Raw genomic sequence first — 23521 nt, 5'->3', positions numbered from 1 at the left:
TTTGTATGTGCACCGATTTTCCTTATAATTCTTGAAATTTCCGATAAATGGATTGGACTTTATTTCTGTCTAATTCTACAATCGATTTGTATACAAAATATTGTTTGTGGAGGTGTGCAAGGGTTGGTTAAGTATGTGTTGAAAAAACTATTATTTATGCTGCTATCGCTTTTCATACTCGCATCTGCAACCTTCTTCCTGATGAAGGCTATTCCGGGTGACCCTTTTACATCCGAGAAAAAAGTATCTCCTGAAATTCGGGTTTTGCTGGAACAGAAGTATGGATTGGACAAACCGATGTATGAACAATACCTGAAGTATATGGGTGGAATCCTTAAGGGAGATTTCGGAGTCTCAATGAAATATCTCAATCGAGATGTAGCCGGAATGATCGGCGAAACATTCACCGCTTCGCTGAAGCTCGGAGTGTTTGCAATTGTTATCTCCATTATCGTGGGTGTTTTGCTGGGGCTTATTGCTGCAGTTTACCATCGTAAACTCATTGATGATATCACGATGATCCTTGCTGTCATAGGTATAGCTGTTCCGAGCTTCTTGCTTGCGTCACTATTGCAGTATCTCTTTGCTACTAAATTAGGCTGGTTTAACGTTATGGGCTTTGATGGTCCATTGGATTACGTTCTTCCGGTTGCAGCGCTATCTGCATCTCCGATTGCTTTTATCGCTCGTTTGACGCGTTCAAGCATGCTTGAAGTCTTACATGCAGATTATATCAAAACAGCTAAAGCCAAAGGTCTGAAATGGCCTGCAATTATGTTTAAACACGTTGTAAGAAACGGTATTCTACCGGTAGTAACTTATGTTGGTCCAATGACAGCGAATATCATCACAGGTTCCGTTGTAATTGAACAGATCTTTAACATCGGGGGAATTGGTAAAGTATTCGTAGAGAGTATCACAAACCGTGATTACACGATGATCATGGGGATTACAATTTTCTATGGTATCCTCCTGATGTTGGCTCGTTTCTTTACGGATATCGCTTACGTGCTGATTGATCCTAGAATTAAGCTGGAAAGCCGGAAGGGGGCATAACGTTGTCTGGCACGAATAATAAAAAGAATGAAACGGCGAACACGAACCTGACTAGTCAGGCAGCGGTTAAACCGCAAGAAAGTGTATCCCTTTTTAAAGATGCCATGTACAGACTTGCAACCAATAAGGCTGCTATGATAAGTCTGGGTGTATTGGTTCTTGTCGTGATTTTCTCTTTGATTGGTCCAACTTCTTTGTTTACAAGTTATAATTATTATTCCAATGATTTGTTGAATGCCAATGCAGCGCCGAGTGCGGAGCACTGGTTCGGTACGGACGAGCTTGGTCGTGACGTGTGGGTAAGAACTTGGGTAGGAGCACGTGTATCCCTTACTGTAGGTTTGGCCGCAGCCTTGATTGACCTTGTTATCGGGGTTATTTATGGAGCGATCATGGGTTTCTACGGTGGACGTGTAGATGGAATTATGAACAAGTTTTCCGAAATCCTCTACTCCTTGCCGTACATGCTTGTTGTAATTTTGTTGCTGGTTGTACTGGAACCAAGTCTGACAACGATTATCATTGCCCTCACCATCACAGGCTGGATCAGCATGTCATGGATTGTGCGTGGTGAGATTATGCAACTCAAAAACAGAGACTTTATTCTTGCTGCAAGATCCATGGGAGCAAGCACAGGCCGTCAATTGTTCCGTCATTTGCTGCCCAATGCAATAGGACCGATTCTTGTAACATTGACATTGTCTATTCCAAATGCAATCTTTGCTGAAGCGTTCCTGAGCTTCCTTGGATTGGGTGTATCAGCACCAAGATCTTCACTTGGTTCTATGATCAATGATGCACTTACAGGCTGGACGCTATTCCCGTGGCGGATGTGGTTCCCAGCAGGTCTGATGGTTCTTACAATGCTTGCATTTAACTTGCTCGGAGACGGTCTGCGTGACGCACTCGATCCGAAATTACGTAAATAGAAACAGGAGGTGGGATTATGGAGCCGATTTTAACTGTCAAAGACCTGAGTGTGTCGTTCTCAACACGTTCTGGTGAATTTGATGCCGTTAAACATGTGAGTTTTGAACTTGGCAAAGGAGAGACGCTGGGGATCGTAGGTGAATCGGGTAGTGGTAAGAGTGTTACCGCCCAAACCATCATGAAATTGATTCCCTCCCCGCCTTCGAAGGTCAAAAGCGGAGAAATTACTTTTCACGGGCAAGACCTGCTGAATAAGACAGACAAACAAATGGAAGCGATTCGTGGTAAAGATATCGGTATGATCTTCCAAGATCCAATGACTTCATTGAATCCTACCATTAAAATTGGTAAACAAATTACCGAAGTATTGCGCAAGCATCAGAACATGTCCAAACAAGCGGCGAATAAAGCGGCTTTGGAGATGCTTGAACTTGTAGGTATTAAAAATGCGGCTATTCGCATGAATCATTATCCTCACCAATTCTCTGGTGGTATGCGTCAGCGTGCCATGATTGCGATCGCACTTGCATGTCGTCCATCCCTTCTGATTGCGGATGAACCGACAACTGCACTTGACGTTACAATTCAGGCTCAAATTCTGGATGTCATGAAAGACATGCAGCAAAAGCTGGGAACATCGATCATGCTGATTACGCATGACCTTGGTGTCGTAGCGGGTATGTGTGACCGTGTTGTTGTTATGAAGGAAGGCGAAGTTGTTGAAACAGGAACAACTGCTGAAATCTTTAGTAACCCTCAACATCCATACACCATTAAATTGCTGAATGCTTTGCCTCGTCTGGACGAGCCCAAAAAGGAAAAACCAACTCCGGCTGGTATTATCAAAGGCAGCAATAAGCCTCTGGTACAAGTGAAAAACTTGAAACAGTACTTTAATTTGGGTAAAGGTAACATTCTCAAAGCGGTCAATGACGTAAGCTTTGATATCTTTGAAGGTGAAACACTTGGCGTTGTAGGCGAGTCTGGCTGTGGTAAATCCACAACAGGTCGTACCATTCTGCGTCTTTATGAGCCAACTGGCGGAAATGTTAACTTCAACGGAACGGATATCTACAAGTTGTCCCCGCGTAAAATGAAAGAAATGCGTAAAGATATGCAGATGATCTTCCAAGATCCATATGCATCTCTTAACCCGCGTTTCAATGTTATGGATATTATCGGGGAGTCCCTCGATATTCATGGTCTGGCTTCCAGCTCTAAAGAGCGTAAGAGACGAGTGGAGGAACTGCTTGATCTGGTAGGTTTGAATCCAAGTCATGCTCTTCGTTATCCACATGAATTCTCCGGTGGTCAAAGACAACGGATCGGGATTGCGCGTGCACTTGCTGTAGACCCTAAATTCATCATCTGTGATGAGCCATTGTCTGCACTGGATGTATCTATTCAGGCGCAGGTCGTTAAATTGCTTGAAGAACTTCAGCAACGTCTCGGCTTGACTTACCTGTTTATCGCGCATGACTTGTCGATGGTTAAACATATCAGTGACCGTGTCGCTGTAATGTACATGGGTAAAGTGGTTGAACTCGCAGAAAGTGAAGAACTGTATGCGAACCCTATCCACCCTTATACCAAAACATTGCTCTCAGCAATCCCTGTACCTGATCCGGAAGTGGAAGCGAACAAACGTCGCATCTTGCTGCCGGAAGAGCATATGAGCCCGATTCAAAATGGATCTGGTGGTCCTGCAAATGACCCGTACAACTTGGAAAATGCTCAATTGATTGAGGTTTCCAAAGGTCACTGGGTTGCAGAACCTTACGTATAATAGGAATATTAATGCGATATGCTATTATTGATGTATTAAATGCCGCCGACTCGTTCGGCGGTTTTTTTCGTATTTTAATCACTTTCTTTTGACGAAGCGGCCTTGAATTCGGTACAATCAAGAAAGGCTCTTTGAAGCAGAATAGGAGGCAGACCTCATGAACGGTATTACCGAGGCACTCCGCAGCGGATCAAGACTTGCAGAAGATTATATCTGTTCAAGAGATGCTGCGCGTGGCCTTTACGAGTATGACATTCGCTGGGAATCAGGACTTCAGGCGCGTGCCGAGTGGCTTGACCAATCGGAAAACACACGTATTGATCGTCGTGATCTGGCAGAGTATTTACGTATATATAATAAGCGGGTGAACGACCATGGAGAGGTTCATACGTCCATCACACGTCTTGCAGAACAAGATGCACTAGTGGTTACAGGAGGACAGCAGAGCGGTCTGCTCACCGGACCACTGTTCGTCATATACAAAGCCGCTAGCGTAGTGGCAGCTGCGCGTGAAGCGGAAGAAAGACTTCAACGCCCGGTAGTCCCAGTATTTTGGATTGCCGGTGAAGACCATGACTGGGATGAGGTTAACCACACATATCTACCTGATCATCAGGGAGACATGAGGAAGGTTAAGTTACAAGGACGATTCGCAGGAAGGGATTCTGTGAGTAATGTTCATGTGGATTCGCAGCAGTGGGTGAATGTACTCGAACAGGTGGAACATCTTTTACCTGATACGATACATAAACCAGGACTGATGAAATGCATCACAGAGATCCATCAATCCAGTTCAAATCTGAGTGATGCATTTGCCCGCATGATATCTGCCTTGTTTGCCAGTAGTGGACTTGTTCTAATGGATGCATCGGATCCAGATTTACGCAGGTTGGAACAGCCCGTGTTTGAGCGGTTGATACGAAAAAATGAAGTGCTGCGCAGCGCATACACACAAGGTGCTTCGCTGGTACAACAAGCTGGTTATGCTATGCCTGCCGAAGTAGCGGAGGATGGAGCCAATCTGTTCTACATTCATGAAGGTACGCGTCTACTCTTGTTGTTGAAGGACGGTTTATATAGTGATCGCAAAGGTTTGGTTTCTTTCACAGAGGAACGTTTGCTTCAGGAACTGGGAGAACATCCGGAGCGCTTCAGTAACAACGTATTGACACGACCATTAATGCAAGATTCCGTGTTGCCTGTAGCTGCTGTTATTTTGGGGCAAGGTGAAATTGCATATTGGGGTTTGACTCGGGAAGCATTCCGTCAGTTCGGCCTGCAAATGCCCATTTTGTTGCCGCGGTTGTCTTTCACCATTATGGAAGATATTCATCACAAACATATGAGACAATATGGACTTTCTTTTCAGGATGTTCAATATCATATGGAAGAAAAGAAGGAGCAGTGGCTCGCACAGCAGGAGACGTTCCAGGTAGATGAACAGTTTGACAAGGTTCAGGAGGCGTTTCTTGATCTGTATGGACCGTTGCTAGATGAGATCGCGGAGATTCATCCGGGGTTGGAACGAATTGGTGACACCAATTTGAGTAAAATCAACGAGCAAATGCAGTATCTGAAACAACAGACTCACAAAGCTATCGAAGATAAACATAATGTGAGTCTAAGGCACTGGAACGGCATTCAGAACTCCTTATTCCCAACGGGCAAACCACAGGAACGAGTACATAATGCACTCTTTTACCTGAATCGTTATGGCACCGAGTGGATCGATGAACTGATTAAGGCCTCAAGCGAATTCCTTGGAGAGCATAAGGTTATTGCACTATAGAGCCCTTTATAATAGAAGAAACACCAAAACGAGGAGGATATGATATGACTACACCTGCATTGCAAAACAGTATTGTTAAAGATATGGGACTCGCTTCAGAGGGTCACCTGAAAATTGATTGGGTAGAAGCGCATATGCCGGTACTAAACCGCATTCGTCGCCAGTTCGAACAGGATCTGCCCTTCAAAGGTTTGAAGGTTGCCATTTGTCTTCATCTGGAAGCGAAAACAGCTTACTTGGCAAAAGTGATCCAAGCGGGTGGTGCAGAAGTAACGATTACGCATAGCAATCCATTGTCTACACAAGATGATGTTTGCGCAGCATTGGTGGAAGACGGTGTTACGGTGTATGCGAAGTACAATCCGGAGCCTGCGGAATTCAAATCACTGCAACTGCGTGCGCTTGAGGTGAAGCCTGATCTCATTATTGATGATGGTGGAGACTTTGCAACCATTATTGCATCCGAGCGCCCTGACCTCGCAGCAACAATTCGCGGAGGAGCAGAAGAAACGACAACGGGTATTATCCGTTTGAAAGCATTGGCGAAAGAAGGACAATTGAAGTTCCCGATGGTTGCGGTTAATGACGCATACTGCAAGTATCTGTTTGACAATCGCTATGGTACTGGACAATCTGCATTCGACGGGATTATTCGTACAACTAACTTGGTTATCGCTGGTAAAAACGTAGTGGTAGCAGGTTATGGCTGGTGTGGTAAAGGTGTAGCGATGCGCGCCAAAGGTCTTGGTGCGAATGTGATCGTAACCGAGATCGATCCAATCAAAGCGGTAGAAGCACACATGGACGGGTTCCGGGTCATGACGATGGTAGAAGCCGCCAAATTGGGCGATTTCTTTATCGCAGTTACAGGCAATAAGGATGTTATCACAGGTGAGCATTACGATGTGATGAAGGACGGAGCGATCCTGAGTAATGCGGGTCACTTTGATGTTGAAGTGAATAAACCTGAACTGGCTAAACGTTCAGAATCGATTCGCACAGTTCGTCGCAACATTGAGGAATATCGTTTCAAAGACGGTCGTAAAATGTACCTTCTTGCAGAAGGTCGTCTTGTAAACCTGGGTGCAGCAGATGGTCACCCCGCCGAAATCATGGATACGACGTTTGCCCTACAGGCACTTGGTCTGCGTTATGTAAGTGAGAATTATAAAGACTTGGGTAAAAACGTTGTTAATGTACCTTATGATATTGACCAGCAGGTTGCCAGCTATAAACTTGAAAGCCTGAATATTGGCATCGACTCCTTGTCAGCTGAGCAAGAGAAATACCTGGATAGCTGGAAATTTTAAGCACTATCCAATAATTACAAGCTGATGAAATGGTTCAATAGGTATAGAATGGTTTATTGATGATATGGCTCATGTGCGGGTAGACATACGATTGCCCGTTTAAGGGAAGCGTCTTTGATCCTGAGTGACAGGATCAAGGACGCTTTTTTTATGCTGAAAAATTAAAAAATCAAGTCATGCAAGAAGGGTTTTGATTTTTTTGTGCGAATCTATTATGCTTAGGTGGTGGAAAGTGGGGCAAAGTGGGAGAAACGGGTGAGGAGTGAGTGGGCCAATGTTTATGGGGGAGTTCCAACATAGCATTGATGATAAGGGTCGGGTTATCATTCCGGCTAAATTCCGCGAATCTCTGGGACCGTCTTTCGTTGCCACACGGGGTTTGGACCAGTGTCTTTTCGTGTACCCCATGGAGGAGTGGGGGGTCATGGAACAGAAGCTCAAAGCACTGCCATTGATGAAATCTGATGCACGTGCGTTTACCCGGTTTTTTTTCTCGGGTGCAACCGAATGTGAACTGGACAAACAGGGCAGGGTAAATCTGCCGGGCAATTTAAGAGAGTATGCCAAGCTGGACAAGGATTGTGTTGTTCTTGGCGTGTCGAACCGGGTGGAGATTTGGAGCAAAGGCATATGGGAGAGTTATTTCAATCAATCCGAAGAAGCATTCAACGACATTGCCGAAAAGCTGGTCGATTTTAATTTTGATTTATAAAGTCAGGAGGGGTGCAGGTTGTTTCACCACATAACCGTACTCAAAGAAGAGGCAACAGAGGGATTAAACATCAAGCAGGACGGTATATACGTGGACTGCACTTTAGGCGGGGGCGGACATAGCTCCGTGATTGCTTCCAAGCTCGGTCCAGGGGGACGTCTGATCGCACTTGATCAGGATGATTGGGCTTTGGATAATGCACGCGAGAAGCTCGCAGCTTATGGAGAACGTGTAACATTGGTGAAAACCAATTTTCGGGATCTGGAACAGGTACTCAAGGATCTGGATGTACCAATGAAGGATGGTGTACCACAGGTCGACGGTATTTTGTACGACTTGGGTGTGTCATCTCCGCAATTTGATGAAGGAGAACGTGGATTCAGTTACAATCACGATGCTCCGCTCGATATGCGAATGGACCAGGATGCAATGCTGACGGCCAAAGAGATTGTGAATGAGTGGCCAGAAGAAGAGATTGCTCGAATTTTGTATCGCTATGGTGAAGAGAAGTTTTCGAGAAGAATTGCCCGTGTTATCGTCGGAAAACGAGCGCAGTCTACCATTGAGACGACAGGTGAACTAGTGGAACTGATCAAGGAAGGCATCCCGGCGGCAGCTCGACGTACTGGTGGACATCCTGCCAAACGCAGCTTCCAGGCATTACGCATTGCCGTCAACGATGAGTTGGGTGCGTTCGAAGAAGGCTTGCATCAGGCTGTTCGTTGTCTGGCACCAGGAGGACGTGTATCTGTTATTACCTTCCACTCCCTTGAGGATCGGATATGTAAACAGATTTTCAGCAGTTATCTGGAAAAATGTACATGTCCACCCGATTTTCCGTTGTGTGTATGCGGCGGCAAGGGGACCCTGCGTTTAGTTAACAGAAAACCGTTGATTCCAACGGAAACGGAATTGACCGAAAATTCACGTGCTCGTTCAGCCAAGCTGCGCGTAGCCGAGAAATTGTAGATCAAGAGTGGAGGAGAGAATCGGAGTATGGCATATACACGTGGTAATCTCGCTGTAAAAGAAAAAGCGTCCCAGGAACGTGTGACCCAGCAACGATACAAAGAAACCACCAAAGTGGTGACCCGACGTACGGGTCTTCCGGCACGCGAGAAGATTTTGTATCTGATTACCCTGGTTGCAGTTATCCTTGTTGGAGGAGCCTTGATGTCTCGTTATGCTCATATCTATGATCTGAACAAGCAGGCGCAGTCCACTATTTCGGATATCAAGGGGTATGAAAAGACGATTGCAGATCTGCAGGTGGAAAAAGAAACATTGAACAACCAGGTCATCGAAAATGCAAAACAACTTGGTTACGTTGAAGCTTCCGATAAGGATGTCATTTATGTACCTCGCTCAACAAGTACGAAATCAACTGGCACTGAATCGTCCTCAAATACAGCAAGCAGTAAGTAAAGAGGTGTTCCGATGATAAAAAGAATAAAGATGCGCACGTTGCTTATAGGGGGATGTATTACCCTCTTTTTTCTTGTACTCGTAACCCGAATCTTTTTCATTCAAGTTGTGAATGGCGGTGAATGGCAGGAACGGGCAGCCGGTTTGGTAGAGCGGGAACAGACGATTAAGGCTGCACGTGGAACGATTACGGATCGAAATGGTAATATTTTGGCTACCGATGCCCCTGCGTATACGGTTTCTGTTAATCCGTTATTAATTAATGAACTCGGAATTCAGGATGTTGTTACGGAGAAGCTCTCTGCCCTTCTTGGGAAAAATGAGAGTGAGATGCGTGCTCTAGTCACAGCGAAGAAAGAAAATGGCGATTTTTTTCAGCAACGTGAAGTACGCAGTGAAGGATATAAGATAAGTCCAGAGCTTGCGGAAAAAGTCAACGAACTGCGTGAGGAATTACAAGAAGAGTACAAGGCTCGTAATGCAATTGTGATGGCTCAGGAGTCGAAGCGTTTTTACCCTGAAGAAACACTTGCTTCTCACCTCTTGGGATATATGAGCCGTGATGGGAAAGCTGTCAATGGACTTGAAGTCTCATATGATGAAGCACTGACAGGCACAGATGGATATCTGAATTATCAGAAGGATGCCAAAGGCATTAAACTTCCAGATTCACAGGATAACTATCTGCCACCTCAGAACGGTAAGAACCTTACGCTGACCATCGATGATACGATCCAGTTCTACATTGAGGATGCAATGAAAGAAGCCGTTGCCAAGTATAATCCACTGAGCATGACGGTCATTGCTGCAGACCCAAACACGATGGAGATTCTAGGGATGGCGAACTGGCCGACCTTTAACCCGAATACGTATGGGAGTACACCTGATCAAAAGAATTTTATCAACCATGCTACGCAATCCATCTATGAGCCGGGTAGTACATTCAAAATAGTTACGCTAGCAGGGGCTGTTGAAGAAAAACTCTTCGATCCCAATGCAAGTTTTGAATCGAAACCAACCTATATTGGCGGATATACGATTAGTGATAACGGTCATTCTTACGGACGAATATCCTACCTTGAAGGTGTAAAACGCTCCAGTAACATTGCTTTTGTTAATCTGGGTTACAACATGCTTGGCGGTGAACGTCTGCGTCATTACATAGACGAATTCGGTTTCGGCAAAAAGACGGGCATTGATCTGCCGAATGAGGCAGCATCACCAATTAAACCACTGGTTTTCAAATCAGAAATTGCTACCGCTGCCTACGGTCACGGTCTTGTACAGGTAACACCAATTCAACAGGTCGCAGCCATCTCTGCGATTGCCAACGGCGGCAAATTGTTGGAGCCACATCTGGTGAAGGAGATCAAGAATCCGAATGATGGGACCGCGGAAGTGATCAAACCCAAAGTTGTTCGTCAGGTGATTTCCAAGGAATCTTCTAAACTGGTGAGCGGTTATCTGGAACAAGTGGTTGCAGACCAAACGATTGGTACCGGTCGTAACGCCTATATTGAAGGTTACCGTGTGGCTGGTAAGACAGGTACGGCAAGAAAGGTCGTGAACGGAGAATACAGCAAATCGAAAGACGTTGTATCGTTTATTGGATTCGCGCCCGTGAATAATCCGAAGATTGCTATACTTGTTGTCATTGACCAACCGGATGGAACCAACATTGGGGGAGGAACCGCAGCTGCGCCGGTGTTCAAAAAGATTGTCAGCCAGACTCTTCAATACATGGGAATACCCAAAGATACAGCCAGAACTCCTGACAAAAAGTCAAAAGAAGTCTCTGTCGTGCAAGCCAAGGCTCCTGACTTAAGTGGCAAGACAGCCAAACAAGCCAGAAGCCAGCTTCTAAGCGCAGGTATTGCTTATGTGACTCTTGGTCAAGGTGATAATGTAATTCGGCAGTATCCGGTTGCTGGCGCCTCTATGAATCCAGGCCAACGAATCTATCTGCTAACGGAAGAAAGCAGCAAGATGAAGATTCCCGATCTAACAGGTGAATCTCTCCGTGATGCCCTAGAAGTACTTTCTCTCATGAAAGTGGGGGTTACGGTCAAGGGCGAGGGTTATGTCGTGAAGCAAACCGAGCAGGTCGCAGGTGAGCAGAGAACTGTGCAGTTGAACTTGCAAACTGCCAAAGCTGCAGTGACAGGTATAGCCGATGAGGCTCCAATCTCTTCTGATCCGTCGTCAGAAGCTGAAGTGAAGGAACAAGAGGCTTCGGCCGGAGAAGCTAAAACCGACGAAACAGACGGAACAGACGAAACAGATAACAACAAGGCTCCTGCCAATGAATCCGAATCCTCTGATGATCCAGCCACAAACGGAGCTTCGCTTCCTTAGGGAGCTCTGACAGCTTGTTCTAACCCCCGGTTGTCCTGAATATTCATGAATGGAACGAATGTCATGATTTTGGGACGAGTGGGGGGATCTTTTCGTGAAGGGATCAAGCGTAAATCTGCGGCGCAGGTTGCTATGGAGTTTAATGATTTTAGTTTTGTTATTTTCGGCCCTGATGATCAGGCTTGCTTATGTACAGCTCGGGGAAGGCCCTGAATTGTCAGCAAAAGCAGAAGAATCCTGGCGGCGTAATATTCCTTACTCAGCCAAGCGGGGGGAGATCCTGGATCGAAATGGAACCTCTCTGGCCTATAATGTGACAACACCGACCATTATGGCCATTCCGGCTCAGGTTAAAGAAGCTGAAACGACGGCTAAAGCGCTGGCCCCATTGCTTGGGATGACGGAAGAAAAAGTGCTCGCAACCATCAAGAAACGAGAACTCATTGTACGACTACAACCCGGCGGCCGCAAAATTACGATGGAGAAAGCTCAGCGCATCCGTGATTTGAAGCTTCCGGGTATCGTTGTTGCTGAGGACAATAAACGTTTTTATCCTTATGATGATTTGGCTGCCCATATTCTTGGTTTTACGGGCATTGATAATCAGGGCTTAACGGGTGTCGAGAAGAAATATGATGATAAGCTGAATGGTTTGAATGGCAGTGTGTCCTACTTGTCCGATGCGGCCGGAAGGCTAATGCCGGGCTCATCCGAGAAGTATGTGGAACCGAAGGACGGCCTTAACCTCAAGCTGACCATTGATAAATCCATTCAGTCCATCATGGAGAGAGAACTGGATCAGGCCATGGTGAAGTTCCAGGCGAACTCAGCATTGGCCATAGCGATGAATCCAAAAACGGGTGAAATCTTGGGGATGTCCAGCAGGCCGGGATACGAGCCTGCCGATTATCAGCAATATCCAGCGGAGATATACAATCGAAATTTACCGATCTGGATGACCTACGAGCCGGGCTCCACATTTAAGATCATTACTTTGGCGGCAGCGCTTGAAGAGAAAAAGGTCAATCTGCAACAGGATCAATTTTTTGATCCCGGATATGTTGAGGTGGGGGGAGCCCGTCTGCGTTGCTGGAAAAAGGGTGGCCACGGAAGTCAGACCTTCTTACAAGTTGTGGAGAACTCATGTAACCCGGGCTTTGTGGCTTTGGGGCAGAGGCTGGGCAAAGAATCGCTCTTCTCCTATATTAAAGACTTTGGTTTCGGCACCAAGACAGGGATCGACCTCAGCGGAGAAGCCAGTGGAATTCTGTTCAAACTGTCCAGAGTGGGACCTGTCGAGCTTGCAACGACGGCTTTTGGTCAAGGTGTATCCGTAACGCCCATTCAGCAAGTAGCTGCTGTGTCAGCGGCCATCAATGGGGGTAAACTTTACAAGCCTTATGTTACGAAAGCGTGGGTCCATCCGGTCACAGGAGAAGTCATGGAAGAAGCCAAGCCGGAACTGGTTCGTCAGGTGATCTCGGAGAATACATCCAAACAAGTACGTGAAGCACTCGAGAGTGTTGTCGCAAAAGGTACCGGGCGTCCGGCATTCATTGATGGATACCGGGTCGGTGGCAAAACAGGTACAGCCCAGAAGGTTATCAACGGACGTTATTCCTCGACTGAGCATATCGTATCCTTTATCGGATTTGCACCGGCAGATGACCCTCAGATTGTGGTCTATACCGCAGTTGATAATCCCAAAGGAATTCAGTTCGGAGGCGTGGTTGCCGCCCCGATTGTGCAGAACATCCTTGAAGATGCTTTGCATTATATGAATGTCCCTGTTCGGAAGGATCAGGTCGCCAAAGAATACAAGTATGGTGAAACCAAAATTGTGACAGTCCCAGACCTGACAGGAGCTACTGTTGAAGATCTGTACGAAGACCTGAACATGAATTTTATGCTGGCGAAGTCTGGCAGTGGTAAATACGTGATTAATCAGGCACCCAAACCTGGGGCGAGGGTAGATCAGGGATCAACCATCCGCATTTATATGGGGAATGTACTGAACGATGCACATGATCACACAAAGGATGAATAACGGGGCTTAGGGGTAGTTTGAAGCTTCTAGCGCAACAAAATTCATCCAAGTGCGTTTCATTATTGGGTTGTATTGACGATATTAATAAATACAGACATATGTTAAAACAGAAGTATAATTGGAAAAGTGAGGTTATTCATGTGCTTTTAAAACAATTTGCATCGATGCTGACCACCGCCCGCCTCGTGGGCGAATCAAATACAGAATGCCAAAACCTTCAGACAGATTCCCGGCAGGTAAAACCGGGTGATCTGTTTATCTGTCTTCCGGGACATACGGTAGATGGTCATGATTATGCAGAAAAAGCTGTAAATGCCGGTGCAGTTGCATTGGTGGTTGAACGGCAACTGGATCTGCCTGTACCACAATTGCTGGTGAAGGACAGCCGATTTGCGATGGCTGTTCTGGCAGATTTCTTTTTTGACTCGCCAAGCCAGAAGATGAATATGATTGGTGTAACGGGAACGAACGGAAAAACAACGACCACCTATTTGATTGAAAAAATCATGAGTGATTACGGGCGCAAGACGGGATTGATCGGTACTATTCAAATGCGGTATGACGGTCGCACCTACCCGATGTCAGGAACAACACCAGAGGCGCTTGATCTGCAGCGTAGTCTGCATGATATGGTTCAGAAGGGTACGGACTGCTGTGTTATGGAAGTTTCTTCTCACGCATTGGAACAAGGGCGAGTAAAGGGAACAAATTTCCGTACTGCGGTATTCACTAACCTGACGCAGGATCATTTGGACTACCACCATTCCATGGAGGAATATCGCGGGGCCAAAGGATTGTTCTTTGCACGTCTGGGTAACGGTTATACGGAAGATGTCTCACAGCGTAAATTCGCTGTCATCAATGCAGATGATCCGGCTGCGGCTTATTTCATCTCTGTGACTGCGGCTGAAGTGATTACATATGGCATGGGTGAAAAGGCGGATGTACGCGCATCCCAAATTTCAATCACGTCTCAGGGAACTTCTTTCCACGTGGATACATTTGCAGGCAGCGCAGATATTCGCTTGCGCATGGTAGGCAAATTCAATGTGTACAATGCAATGGCAGCCATCTCTGCAGCGCTGGTGGAAGGTATTCCGCTGGAAGAGATCAAGCGCAGTCTGGAGACGGTTCCGGGCGTGGATGGACGTGTTGAAGGAGTGGACGAAGGACAGCCATTTGCTGTTATTGTCGATTATGCCCATACACCGGATGGACTGGAGAATGTGTTGCGGACGGTGAAGGAATTTGCCGAAGGGCGTGTAATTTGCGTGTTTGGCTGTGGTGGTGACAGGGACCGTACCAAACGCCCTCTCATGGGGAAAATTGCTGCGAATTATAGTGATTTTGTACTGATTACTTCCGATAATCCACGGACAGAAGATCCGGATCTGATTCTCAAAGACATTGAACAGGGCCTGATTGAAGAATCCGTTCCTGCTGAACGTTATACGATGATTGTGGATCGACGCCAGGCGATTCATGAAGCTATTGAAATGGCAAGCCCAGCCGATGTAGTATTGATTGCGGGCAAGGGTCACGAGACCTATCAGATTATCGGCACAACCAAAACCGATTTTGATGACCGAATCATAGCCAAAGAAGCGATAAGGGGCAAATCCAATTGATAAAAAGAACATTGGCACAATTGGCCGAGATGTGTGGAGGAACATTAAGTGATGTTGCCGCTCATGGCAATGTAATGGTCGAAGGGGTGTTTACCGATTCGCGTAAACCTCTGGAAGGCAGTTTGTTTATTCCGCTAGTGGGTGAAAGGTTTGACGGACACGAATTTGTGCAAGCCTGTTTAGAGAAGGGGGCTGCAGGCGCGATCTGGCAAAAGGATCATGGTATTCCGCCACAAGGAGCTGTCATTGTTGTTGACGACACACTTGTCGCGCTGCAAGCACTCGCATCTGCTTATCTAACGGAGAATAAAGCGGCTGTAGTCGGCATTACAGGCAGCAACGGCAAGACAACAACAAAGGACATCGTGGATGCCATTCTCTCGACGACGTTCAAAGTGCATAAGACGCAAGGCAACTTCAATAATCACATTGGTTTACCACTGACTGTACTAAGCATGGACCCGGATACCGAGATTATCATTTTGGAGATGGGTATGAGTGGTCGCGGGGAAATTAACGATTTGTCGGTTATTGCGCAGCCTGATGTAGCGGTCATTACCAATATTGGTGAATCACATCTGCTTCAGCTGGGGTCCAGACTGGAGATTGCCAGAGCCAAAGCCGAGATTGCCGCGGGATTGAAGCCTGGCGGGTTACTGATCTACAACGGAGACGAGCCTTTAATTGCACAAGTCCTTGAAGAGCCCGCAACGAAACAACCCGATGGATTGCAGCGGTTTACATTTGGTCTGCAAACCGATAATGATGACTATCCTACCGGACTTATGAATGCGCAGAACGGGGTAGTTTTCACCACCAAACAGTCTGGAGAACATGCATTTACGCTACCTCTGCTAGGAACGCATAATGTCGTTAACTGTCTGGCTGCTTTGGCAGTAGCCCGTCATTTCAAAGTGACGACGGAGCAGATTGCCGCGGGATTGTCTCGCTTGAAACTGACAGGCATGCGTATTGAGGTTACGCAAGGCGTTAGTGGTCTAACCTTGCTGAATGATGCATACAATGCAAGTCCAACCTCCATGAAGGCCGCAATCGATGTACTAGAAGGTCTGAAAGGATACCGCATGAAAGTGGCTGTGCTTGGTGATATGCTTGAACTCGGTCCCCAAGAGCAGGATCTGCATTACGGAATCGGAGAGTATATCACATCGGCCAAAATGGACATGGTGCTGGTATATGGTCCGCTATCAGCCAAGATTGCTGAAGGAGCAAGCAAGCATATGCCTACAGAGGCTGTGCATGCTTTTATAGATAAAGAAGAAATGACCCGTTATCTACTGGAGAAACTACATCCCAGAGACGTTGTTTTGTTCAAAGCTTCAAGAGGCATGAAGCTGGAGGACGTGGTCGAAGCACTACAAATAGCACCATTACAGAATCGAGTAGACTAGAGGGGTGAACCCATGGATTTTCAGGTATTACTGTTAACAATCGGCGTTTCATTTATTCTGGCGGTGATTGCCGCACCGCTCCTGATTCCGCTGTTACGCCGGATGAAATTCGGACAGCAAGTTAGGGAAGATGGGCCTCAGAGCCATTTGAAAAAAAGCGGAACACCTACAATGGGTGGAGTCGTCATTTTAGTTGCGTTCACATTGGCCTTTTTGAAATTTTCGGCAGTCAAGAATACAGACTTTTATGTCTTGCTTGTGGCTACGCTGGGATTCGGGCTGATTGGCTTCCTAGATGATTACATCAAAATTGTGTTCAAACGTTCACTGGGACTGACGGCCAGACAAAAAATGCTGGGCCAATTGTTCTTCAGTGCAGTGATGTGTTTCTTGCTGATCCAGAATGGACACAGCACAGCCATCTCTATTCCGGGTACGTCATTCTCGTTTGACTGGACCGGATGGTTCTATTATCCGTTTGTCGTATTCATGATGCTTGCCATTACCAATGCGGTTAACTTTACCGACGGTCTCGATGGTTTGCTGTCAGGGGTGAGTGCGATTGCCTTTGGCGCGTTTGCCATTGTGGCGATGCAAGCCACGTCGATGCCGGCAGCAGTGTGTGCAGCAGCGATGATCGGAGCCGTACTCGGTTTTCTGGTATACAATGCACATCCGGCCAAAGTGTTTATGGGAGACACCGGTTCTCTGGGTATTGGCGGTGCGATTGGTGCGGTTGCCATTGTCACCAAGACAGAGCTTCTTTTTGTCATCATTGGTGGTATTTTCGTTATCGAGATCCTGTCTGTCATCATTCAAGTGGTATCTTTCAAGACTCGTGGCAAGCGTGTATTCAAAATGAGCCCCATTCACCATCACTTTGAATTAAGTGGTTGGTCAGAATGGCGGGTTGTTATTACCTTTTGGGCGGTAGGCGCAATTTTGGCCGCTCTTGGACTTTATCTCAACAAGGGGTTGTAGATCATGAACCATCCTGAATCATATCACGGACAAAAAGTAGTCGTGCTCGGATTGGCCAAAAGCGGCGTACAGGTCGCCAAGGTGCTGGATCGCGCCGGAGCGAAGGTTACAGTAAATGATAAAAAAGAGAGAGATCAATGTCCCGAAGCTTCCGAATTGGAGGCTTTGGGAATTTCTGTTGTATGCGGAGGGCATCCGGATGATCTGATTCACAGTGGTGTGAAGTTGGTTGTCAAAAACCCGGGTATCCCATACCATGCAGCTCCTGTGCAGCAAGCTTTGGCATTGGGCATTGAAGTGGTGACCGAAGTAGAGGTTGCTTATCACCTATGTGCTGCACCCATGATTGGGATTACGGGCTCCAACGGCAAAACAACAACGACCACTTGGGTGGGTAAAATGTTGGAACATGCCGGCCTCAACCCGATCGTTGCCGGTAATATCGGAACACCTCTCTGTGAAGCGGCAGAGCAAGCTTCTCCAGATAACTGGATGGTTGTTGAACTTAGCAGTTTCCAGCTCAAAGGAACGGTTGATTTCCGTCCCCGGATTGCCAGCTTGCTTAACGTTGCAGAGACGCATCTGGATTATCACGGGAACATGGATGATTATGTGGCTTCCAAAGCGAAACTGTTCGCCAATCAGCAGCCTGACGACGTAGCCATTCTAAATTGGGATGATGCGGTATGTCGTGGTCTGGTTCCTTACATCAAAGGCAGATTGATCCCCTTCTCCGTGACAGAGAAATTGGATACAGGTGTGTATGCAGATCCCCCTTATGTGGATGGAGAAGAGGATGATGTGAAGCGTCAGGTAATCTACGCGGATGAAAACGGAGATCACCATATCATTATCGACGTTGAGGACATTGGCCTTCCTGGGCGATTTAATGTGGAAAATGCACTGGCTGCTGTGGCTATTGCTGTAGCGGCAGGAGCTGATCCTGCGGTGCTGGCTGCTCCGCTTGCAGACTTCAAGGGAGTTGAACACCGACTTGAATATGTCCTGGAGCATAACGGATCTGCATACTACAACAACTCCAAAGCGACCAATTCGAAAGCTACGGTTATGGCCCTGAATTCGTTCAAGGAACCGGTCGTATTGATTGCAGGAGGGCTGGATCGTGGATCAGACATGATGGAGTTGTTGCCCTTGTTCCAGGAACGGGTAAAAGCTGTCGTTGCAATTGGTGAGACACGGACAAAAATTGCCAAGGTCGCGGAACTTGCCGGATTAAAGCAAATTAAGGTCGTCGATAATGAGGAGGACGCTGCCCGGACGTTAACCGTTGCTGTGCAGGAAGCATCGAAGCTTGCCAGTGCCGGTGATGTCGTTTTGTTATCCCCGGCATGTGCAAGTTGGGACATGTTCGCTTCCTATGAAGAGCGGGGACGCATTTTTAAAGAGGCGGCGCATAACTTGTAAGTAGGGGGGTGGAAAAGCCCCTACTTCCATGCAAGGGGTGGCCTCCTGATGAAACAGACGCGACCGGCACCAGATATTTGGTTGCTGATTTGTATTTTGGCATTGCTTGCCATCGGCATTATTATGGTATATAGTGCGGGCTCGGTGCTTGCCTTTCATGACTATGGCGATTCATTTTATTTTGTAAAAAGACAGGCCCTGTTTGCGGTGCTTGGGCTTGTGGCCATGTTCGTAACTGCTAATGTAGACTACCGGGTGTGGAGGAAATATGCCAAGCCTATATTGATTGCCTGTTTTATTATGCTCATTGCGGTGCTCATTCCTGGAATTGGTGTGGTTCGCGGTGGTGCACGAAGTTGGCTGGGCATTGGTTCGTTCGGTATTCAGCCCTCAGAATTCATGAAGCTGGGCATGATTCTGTTTCTCGCTCACTGGCTGAGCAAGCAACCGGGTAAAATCAAAACCTTCACATCGGGGCTTCTGCCACCGCTGGGATTGATCGGGTTGGCTTTTGGGATTATTATGCTGCAACCTGATTTGGGGACTGGCACCGTGATGATGGGCGCATCGATGCTTATTATTTTCACAGCCGGAGCGCGAATGAAACATCTGAGCCTGCTTGCTCTTGGCGGCGTAGCGGGGTTTGCAGCTTTGATTGCAGCAGCACCCTATCGGTTGCAGCGTATCACAGCGTTTTTGGACCCGTGGTCCGATCCGCTGGGTGCCGGATATCAGATCATTCAATCCTTATACGCGATTGGTCCTGGTGGACTGGCCGGATTGGGACTGGGTATGAGCCGGCAGAAGTACAGTTATGTACCTGAACCGCAAACGGACTTTATTTTTAGTATTTTGGCCGAAGAACTCGGCTTTATAGGTGGAATGATTGTATTATTGTTGTTTCTGGTGCTGGTGTGGAGAGGGATGCGTGTAGCCATGACCGTTCCGGATGCCTTCGGCAGTCTGCTTGGTGTTGGTATCGTAGGTATGGTCGCCGTACAGGTCATTATTAACATTGGTGTTGTCATTGGCATGATGCCTGTTACGGGCATTACATTGCCTCTGATCAGTTACGGCGGATCATCATTGACCCTCATGCTCACAGCACTGGGCATTTTAGTAAATTTATCCCGTTATGCGAGGTGACTATGCGATGCGAGTCGTTCTAAGCGGTGGCGGTACGGGTGGACATATCTATCCGGCCGTTGCCATAGCAAGACAATGCGAGGCGGAGAACCCGGACTCGACATTTCTATACATCGGAGGAACCAGAGGGCTGGAAAGCAAACTGGTTCCCCAAGAAAATATTCCTTTTAAATCCATTGATATTACAGGCTTTCGACGGAAATTGTCCATCGAAAACCTGAAAACGGTCATGCGTTTCATTCAAGGAGTACGCAAGTCCAAAAAAATGCTGAAGGAATTCAAACCGGATGTTGTGATTGGTACAGGGGGATATGTATGTGGACCTGTGGTATATGCAGCAACAAAACTGGGAATTCCGAGTATAATTCATGAACAGAACGCCATCCCTGGTCTGACGAACAAATTTTTGATGCGTTATGTGGACACGGTTGCCGTTAGCTTTGAAGGTTCTGAAAAATCGTTTTCCGGCGCAAAAAAGGTGATCTACACCGGTAATCCGCGAGCGACTACGGTAGCCCAGGCTAGCCGTGATCGTGGTTTTGCCACGTTAGGTGTACCGATGAACAGCCGTGTTGTTCTTGTGGTTGGTGGCAGTCGCGGGGCAAAAGCAATCAATCAGGCCATGGTGGACATGGCTCCAATGCTGGAACAACTGGATGATGTACATGTCGTTTACGTGACAGGGGATACCTATTTTGATGAAACGCGTGAAGCCATTCGCAGCTCATTGGGTACGATGCCAAACCACCTGCATGTCCTGCCTTACGTGCATAATATGCCTGAGGTGCTTGCCTGCACATCCTTGATTGTAAACCGCGCAGGTGCATCATTCCTTGCGGAGATTACATCACTGGGTATTCCTTCGATTCTGATTCCGTCACCTAACGTGACTAATAATCATCAGGAAGCCAATGCACGCACGCTAGAAGGTGGAGGCGCATCACTCACGATGCTGGAGAAGGATCTTACAGGCAAAGTCCTGTATGAAGCCATCGCCAAGATTATGAATGATGAATCGGGACGCAAACGAATGGCTGAAGCCTCCCGGAAACTGGGGAAACCCGATGCAGCTGAAGTGCTTGTTCATGAAATTCAGCGTCTTGCTGCACGCCGATAAAGTGTGATTGTGGGCGATTGTCACACACAAGACGGGGCTGACATAAGATACCGTATAAATCGTGACCATCGTTCCATGGCGCCAGAACACGGTCTGTAACAACAGAACATACCGTGCTCATCGGTTTTGAAGCAAAGGAGGAAGCAAACATGCATCAGTGGATATCGTTACTATCCCAGAATAATGTTGGCAGAGTTCTTGAAAACGAATCGCTAGCCAAATACACCACATGGAAGATCGGCGGTCCTGCGGATGCACTGGTCATTCCCGAGAATAAAGAGCAGATGATGAATCTCGTTCAATTGCTTCACACGTATCAGATTCCGTGGATGCAACTTGGACGGGGCTCAAACATGCTGGTGTCAGACAAAGGAATACGTGGTGTTGTGGTGAAACCAGGCGAGGGCTTTGATTATGCCGAATTTCACGAAGGCGGTGTAACCGCCGGAGCGGCGCATTCTTTTGTTAAACTCAGTGTGGTTGCTGCCAAAAAGGAATGGACCGGTCTGGAATTCGGCAGCGGTATCCCCGGCACTGTCGGTGGAGCCGTATACATGAATGCAGGCGCGCATGGATCGGATGTGTCACGGATATTCAAATTCGCTGAGATTGTACTGGAGACAGGGGAATTGGTACGTTACAGCAAGGAGGACATGGATTTTGCCTATCGCCACTCTGTTCTGCATGATCGGAGAGGCATCGTGCTGGAAGCTACATTTGAACTCCAGCATGGAGAGCGCAACGTCATTTCGGAAACGATGGCGGCTTACAAAGATCGCCGGCGCCGCACACAGCCACTGCAGATGGCATGTGCAGGTAGTGTATTCCGAAATCCACCGGGTGATCATGCAGCCCGCCTGATTGAAGCAGCAGGGCTAAAAGGAATGACCCAGGGAGGCGCACAGGTATCCACCATGCATGCCAATTTCATTGTTAATACAGGCCAAGCAACAGCAGAGGACGTTATCACCCTAATGCAGCAGATACAGAGCACTATATCATCTCAAAACGGTATTAACCTGGTACCGGAAGTCTTCGTAGTGGGTGAGCGGTAAACCCCGGAGGTGATACATTGGACAAATTGGTGATTGAAGGCGGGAAACCCCTCTCAGGATCCATACGCATCCATGGAGCAAAAAATGCCGCTTTACCGATTATGGCCGCAAGTTTGTTGGCAGATGGAGAAGTTACACTGCATAACGTTCCACACTTGCTGGACATTGAAGTGATGCTGTATATCCTGGAACGGCTTGGATGCACGTGTCGGCATGAACAGGGAACAGTGACGATTAATACCTCGTCTATCCGGTCATATGATGTGCCAGAAGATCTAATGAAGCAGATGCGCTCTTCCATTTTTTTGATGGGACCATTGCTGGCTAAGTTTGGGCAAGTGTCAGTGTATCAGCCAGGAGGCTGTGCCATTGGAGAACGCAAAATTGATCTTCACCTCCGGGGCCTGGAAGCGCTCGGAGCTTTGATTGAAGAGCAGGACCAACAGATTATCTGTCATGGGCACAATCTGGTGGGTACAGATATTCATTTGGATTTCCCAAGTGTGGGAGCGACCGAGAATATCATGATGGCAGCTGTTATGGCTAAAGGGACGACAACCATCTGCAACGCCGCAAGAGAACCTGAAATCCAGGACCTGCAACACTTTTTGAATGCTATGGGTGCAAGCATTATTGGTGCAGGAACGGATACAATCACGATCAATGGCGTTGAGAGACTGAAACCTTGTTCCTATGAGATTATACCGGATCGAATCGTTGCCGGGACCGTGATGATTGCAGCAGCAGCAACACGAGGCAATGTTACGCTTACACACTGCAATCCTGCTCATCTTACTTCACTTATACATGTATTGAAGCGCACTGGTGTTCAAATCACAGTCTGCAATGATATAATGACGGTGAGCTGTATGAGCCGTCCCAAATCAGTAGACCGTATTGTGACTTCTCCGTATCCTTCGTTTCCGACAGATTTGCAATCGCAAATCATGGTGCTGCTCAGTTTGGCAGACGGATTCAGTGTGATGAAGGAAACGGTATTCGAGGGTCGGTTCAAACATGTGGATGAACTGAATGTGATGGGGGCTGATATTTCAGTCGATCTGAACGCAGCATTTATCCGTGGTGTTCCCCGTCTGTACGGGGCTACAGTAGAAGCAACCGATCTTCGTGCAGGTGCAGCCCTAGTCATTGCTGGTCTGGCTGCTCAAGGCAAAACGGTTGTGGAGCAAGTGCATCATATTGACCGGGGCTACGATCAGATCGAGAAGTTATTCCAAAGTCTTGGAGCATCGGTTGAGCGACAGTCGCCCGTTTCGAAACAGTTGGATTTTGCCAATTAACGTCCTTGGCGTCCCCTTCTTGAAGGGAGGGGACCTGAGGCTTTGT

General features: G+C 47.2%; 18 protein-coding genes. All 18 read left to right on the top strand.

What is annotated here, in order from left to right; genetic code table 11:
• The first annotated feature begins 123 nt into the window (after positions 1-123).
• The 18 genes from MKY44_RS19525 (at position 124) to murA (ending at position 23475) form a co-directional block, all read left to right on the top strand.
• Positions 124-1056, top strand: coding sequence for an ABC transporter permease (locus MKY44_RS19525; protein ID WP_076211567.1), 933 nt, complete (start codon positions 124-126; stop codon positions 1054-1056).
• Between the two features lie 47 nt (positions 1057-1103).
• On the top strand, positions 1104-1985 hold the full coding sequence (locus MKY44_RS19520; protein WP_371129057.1) for an ABC transporter permease: 882 nt from the start codon (positions 1104-1106) through the stop codon (positions 1983-1985).
• A 17-nt stretch (positions 1986-2002) separates the two neighbouring features.
• A complete protein-coding gene (locus MKY44_RS19515) occupies positions 2003-3772 on the top strand; it encodes an ABC transporter ATP-binding protein (protein ID WP_341008203.1) in 1770 nt (589 codons plus the stop codon).
• Between the two features lie 157 nt (positions 3773-3929).
• Positions 3930-5561 (top strand): bacillithiol biosynthesis cysteine-adding enzyme BshC, encoded by a 1632-nt coding sequence (gene bshC / locus MKY44_RS19510; protein WP_341008201.1) that lies wholly within the window; start codon positions 3930-3932, stop codon positions 5559-5561.
• A gap of 44 nt (positions 5562-5605) precedes the next feature.
• Entirely contained in the window at positions 5606-6871 is a 1266-nt protein-coding gene (locus MKY44_RS19505) for an adenosylhomocysteinase (protein WP_211080785.1), read from the top strand.
• 274 nt (positions 6872-7145) lie between these two features.
• Entirely contained in the window at positions 7146-7583 is a 438-nt protein-coding gene (gene mraZ / locus MKY44_RS19500) for a division/cell wall cluster transcriptional repressor MraZ (RefSeq protein ID WP_341008199.1), read from the top strand.
• Between the two features lie 18 nt (positions 7584-7601).
• Complete coding sequence (gene rsmH / locus MKY44_RS19495; protein WP_036674830.1) at positions 7602-8552, top strand: 16S rRNA (cytosine(1402)-N(4))-methyltransferase RsmH; 951 nt, start codon at positions 7602-7604, stop codon at positions 8550-8552.
• A gap of 27 nt (positions 8553-8579) precedes the next feature.
• Positions 8580-9008, top strand: a complete 429-nt coding sequence (locus MKY44_RS19490; RefSeq protein ID WP_341008197.1) for a hypothetical protein — start codon at positions 8580-8582, stop codon at positions 9006-9008.
• Positions 9009-9020: 12 nt separating this feature from the next.
• On the top strand, positions 9021-11363 hold the full coding sequence (locus MKY44_RS19485) for a penicillin-binding transpeptidase domain-containing protein (protein WP_341008195.1): 2343 nt from the start codon (positions 9021-9023) through the stop codon (positions 11361-11363).
• A gap of 94 nt (positions 11364-11457) precedes the next feature.
• A complete protein-coding gene (locus MKY44_RS19480) occupies positions 11458-13410 on the top strand; it encodes a stage V sporulation protein D (RefSeq protein ID WP_036614879.1) in 1953 nt (650 codons plus the stop codon).
• Between the two features lie 140 nt (positions 13411-13550).
• Positions 13551-15038, top strand: coding sequence for a UDP-N-acetylmuramoyl-L-alanyl-D-glutamate--2,6-diaminopimelate ligase (locus MKY44_RS19475; RefSeq protein ID WP_074095853.1), 1488 nt, complete (start codon positions 13551-13553; stop codon positions 15036-15038).
• Positions 15038-16450 carry a UDP-N-acetylmuramoyl-tripeptide--D-alanyl-D-alanine ligase gene (locus MKY44_RS19470; RefSeq protein WP_047844438.1) on the top strand — a complete coding sequence of 471 codons (1413 nt, stop codon included), beginning with the start codon at positions 15038-15040 and terminating at the stop codon, positions 16448-16450. The genes MKY44_RS19475 and MKY44_RS19470 overlap by 1 nt, the downstream gene beginning before the upstream one ends.
• A 12-nt stretch (positions 16451-16462) precedes the next feature.
• Positions 16463-17431 carry a phospho-N-acetylmuramoyl-pentapeptide-transferase gene (mraY, locus tag MKY44_RS19465; RefSeq protein ID WP_047843751.1) on the top strand — a complete coding sequence of 323 codons (969 nt, stop codon included), beginning with the start codon at positions 16463-16465 and terminating at the stop codon, positions 17429-17431.
• A 3-nt stretch (positions 17432-17434) separates the two neighbouring features.
• Positions 17435-18856, top strand: a complete 1422-nt coding sequence (gene murD / locus MKY44_RS19460; protein ID WP_341008194.1) for a UDP-N-acetylmuramoyl-L-alanine--D-glutamate ligase — start codon at positions 17435-17437, stop codon at positions 18854-18856.
• 48 nt (positions 18857-18904) lie between these two features.
• Positions 18905-20002 (top strand): stage V sporulation protein E, encoded by a 1098-nt coding sequence (gene spoVE / locus MKY44_RS19455; RefSeq protein WP_341008192.1) that lies wholly within the window; start codon positions 18905-18907, stop codon positions 20000-20002.
• Between the two features lie 7 nt (positions 20003-20009).
• Complete coding sequence (gene murG, locus MKY44_RS19450) at positions 20010-21119, top strand: undecaprenyldiphospho-muramoylpentapeptide beta-N-acetylglucosaminyltransferase (protein WP_036674835.1); 1110 nt, start codon at positions 20010-20012, stop codon at positions 21117-21119.
• A gap of 149 nt (positions 21120-21268) precedes the next feature.
• Positions 21269-22174, top strand: a complete 906-nt coding sequence (gene murB, locus MKY44_RS19445) for a UDP-N-acetylmuramate dehydrogenase (protein ID WP_076250757.1) — start codon at positions 21269-21271, stop codon at positions 22172-22174.
• A 17-nt stretch (positions 22175-22191) separates the two neighbouring features.
• Positions 22192-23475, top strand: coding sequence for a UDP-N-acetylglucosamine 1-carboxyvinyltransferase (murA, locus tag MKY44_RS19440; RefSeq protein ID WP_100527062.1), 1284 nt, complete (start codon positions 22192-22194; stop codon positions 23473-23475).
• Positions 23476-23521: the final 46 nt, after the last annotated feature.

It is taken from the genome of Paenibacillus sp. FSL R7-0026, from assembly GCF_038004485.1.
Lineage (GTDB): Bacteria > Bacillota > Bacilli > Paenibacillales > Paenibacillaceae > Paenibacillus > Paenibacillus xylanexedens_A.
The sequence above is the reverse complement of the archived record's forward strand: the minus strand, read 5'-3'. Positions and strand labels throughout refer to the sequence as shown.

What these genes read in the sequence shown, in the direction of transcription:
- MKY44_RS19515 (WP_341008203.1), top strand. Translation starts at nt 2,003, where the DNA reads ATGGAGCCGATTTTAACTGTCAAAGACCTGAGTGTGTCGTTCTCAACA.
- bshC (WP_341008201.1), top strand. Translation starts at nt 3,930, where the DNA reads ATGAACGGTATTACCGAGGCACTCCGCAGCGGATCAAGACTTGCAGAA.
- MKY44_RS19505 (WP_211080785.1), top strand. Translation starts at nt 5,606, where the DNA reads ATGACTACACCTGCATTGCAAAACAGTATTGTTAAAGATATGGGACTC.
- mraZ (WP_341008199.1), top strand. Translation starts at nt 7,146, where the DNA reads ATGTTTATGGGGGAGTTCCAACATAGCATTGATGATAAGGGTCGGGTT.
- MKY44_RS19490 (WP_341008197.1), top strand. Translation starts at nt 8,580, where the DNA reads ATGGCATATACACGTGGTAATCTCGCTGTAAAAGAAAAAGCGTCCCAG.
- MKY44_RS19485 (WP_341008195.1), top strand. Translation starts at nt 9,021, where the DNA reads ATGATAAAAAGAATAAAGATGCGCACGTTGCTTATAGGGGGATGTATT.
- mraY (WP_047843751.1), top strand. Translation starts at nt 16,463, where the DNA reads ATGGATTTTCAGGTATTACTGTTAACAATCGGCGTTTCATTTATTCTG.
- murD (WP_341008194.1), top strand. Translation starts at nt 17,435, where the DNA reads ATGAACCATCCTGAATCATATCACGGACAAAAAGTAGTCGTGCTCGGA.
- spoVE (WP_341008192.1), top strand. Translation starts at nt 18,905, where the DNA reads ATGAAACAGACGCGACCGGCACCAGATATTTGGTTGCTGATTTGTATT.
- murG (WP_036674835.1), top strand. Translation starts at nt 20,010, where the DNA reads ATGCGAGTCGTTCTAAGCGGTGGCGGTACGGGTGGACATATCTATCCG.
- murB (WP_076250757.1), top strand. Translation starts at nt 21,269, where the DNA reads ATGCATCAGTGGATATCGTTACTATCCCAGAATAATGTTGGCAGAGTT.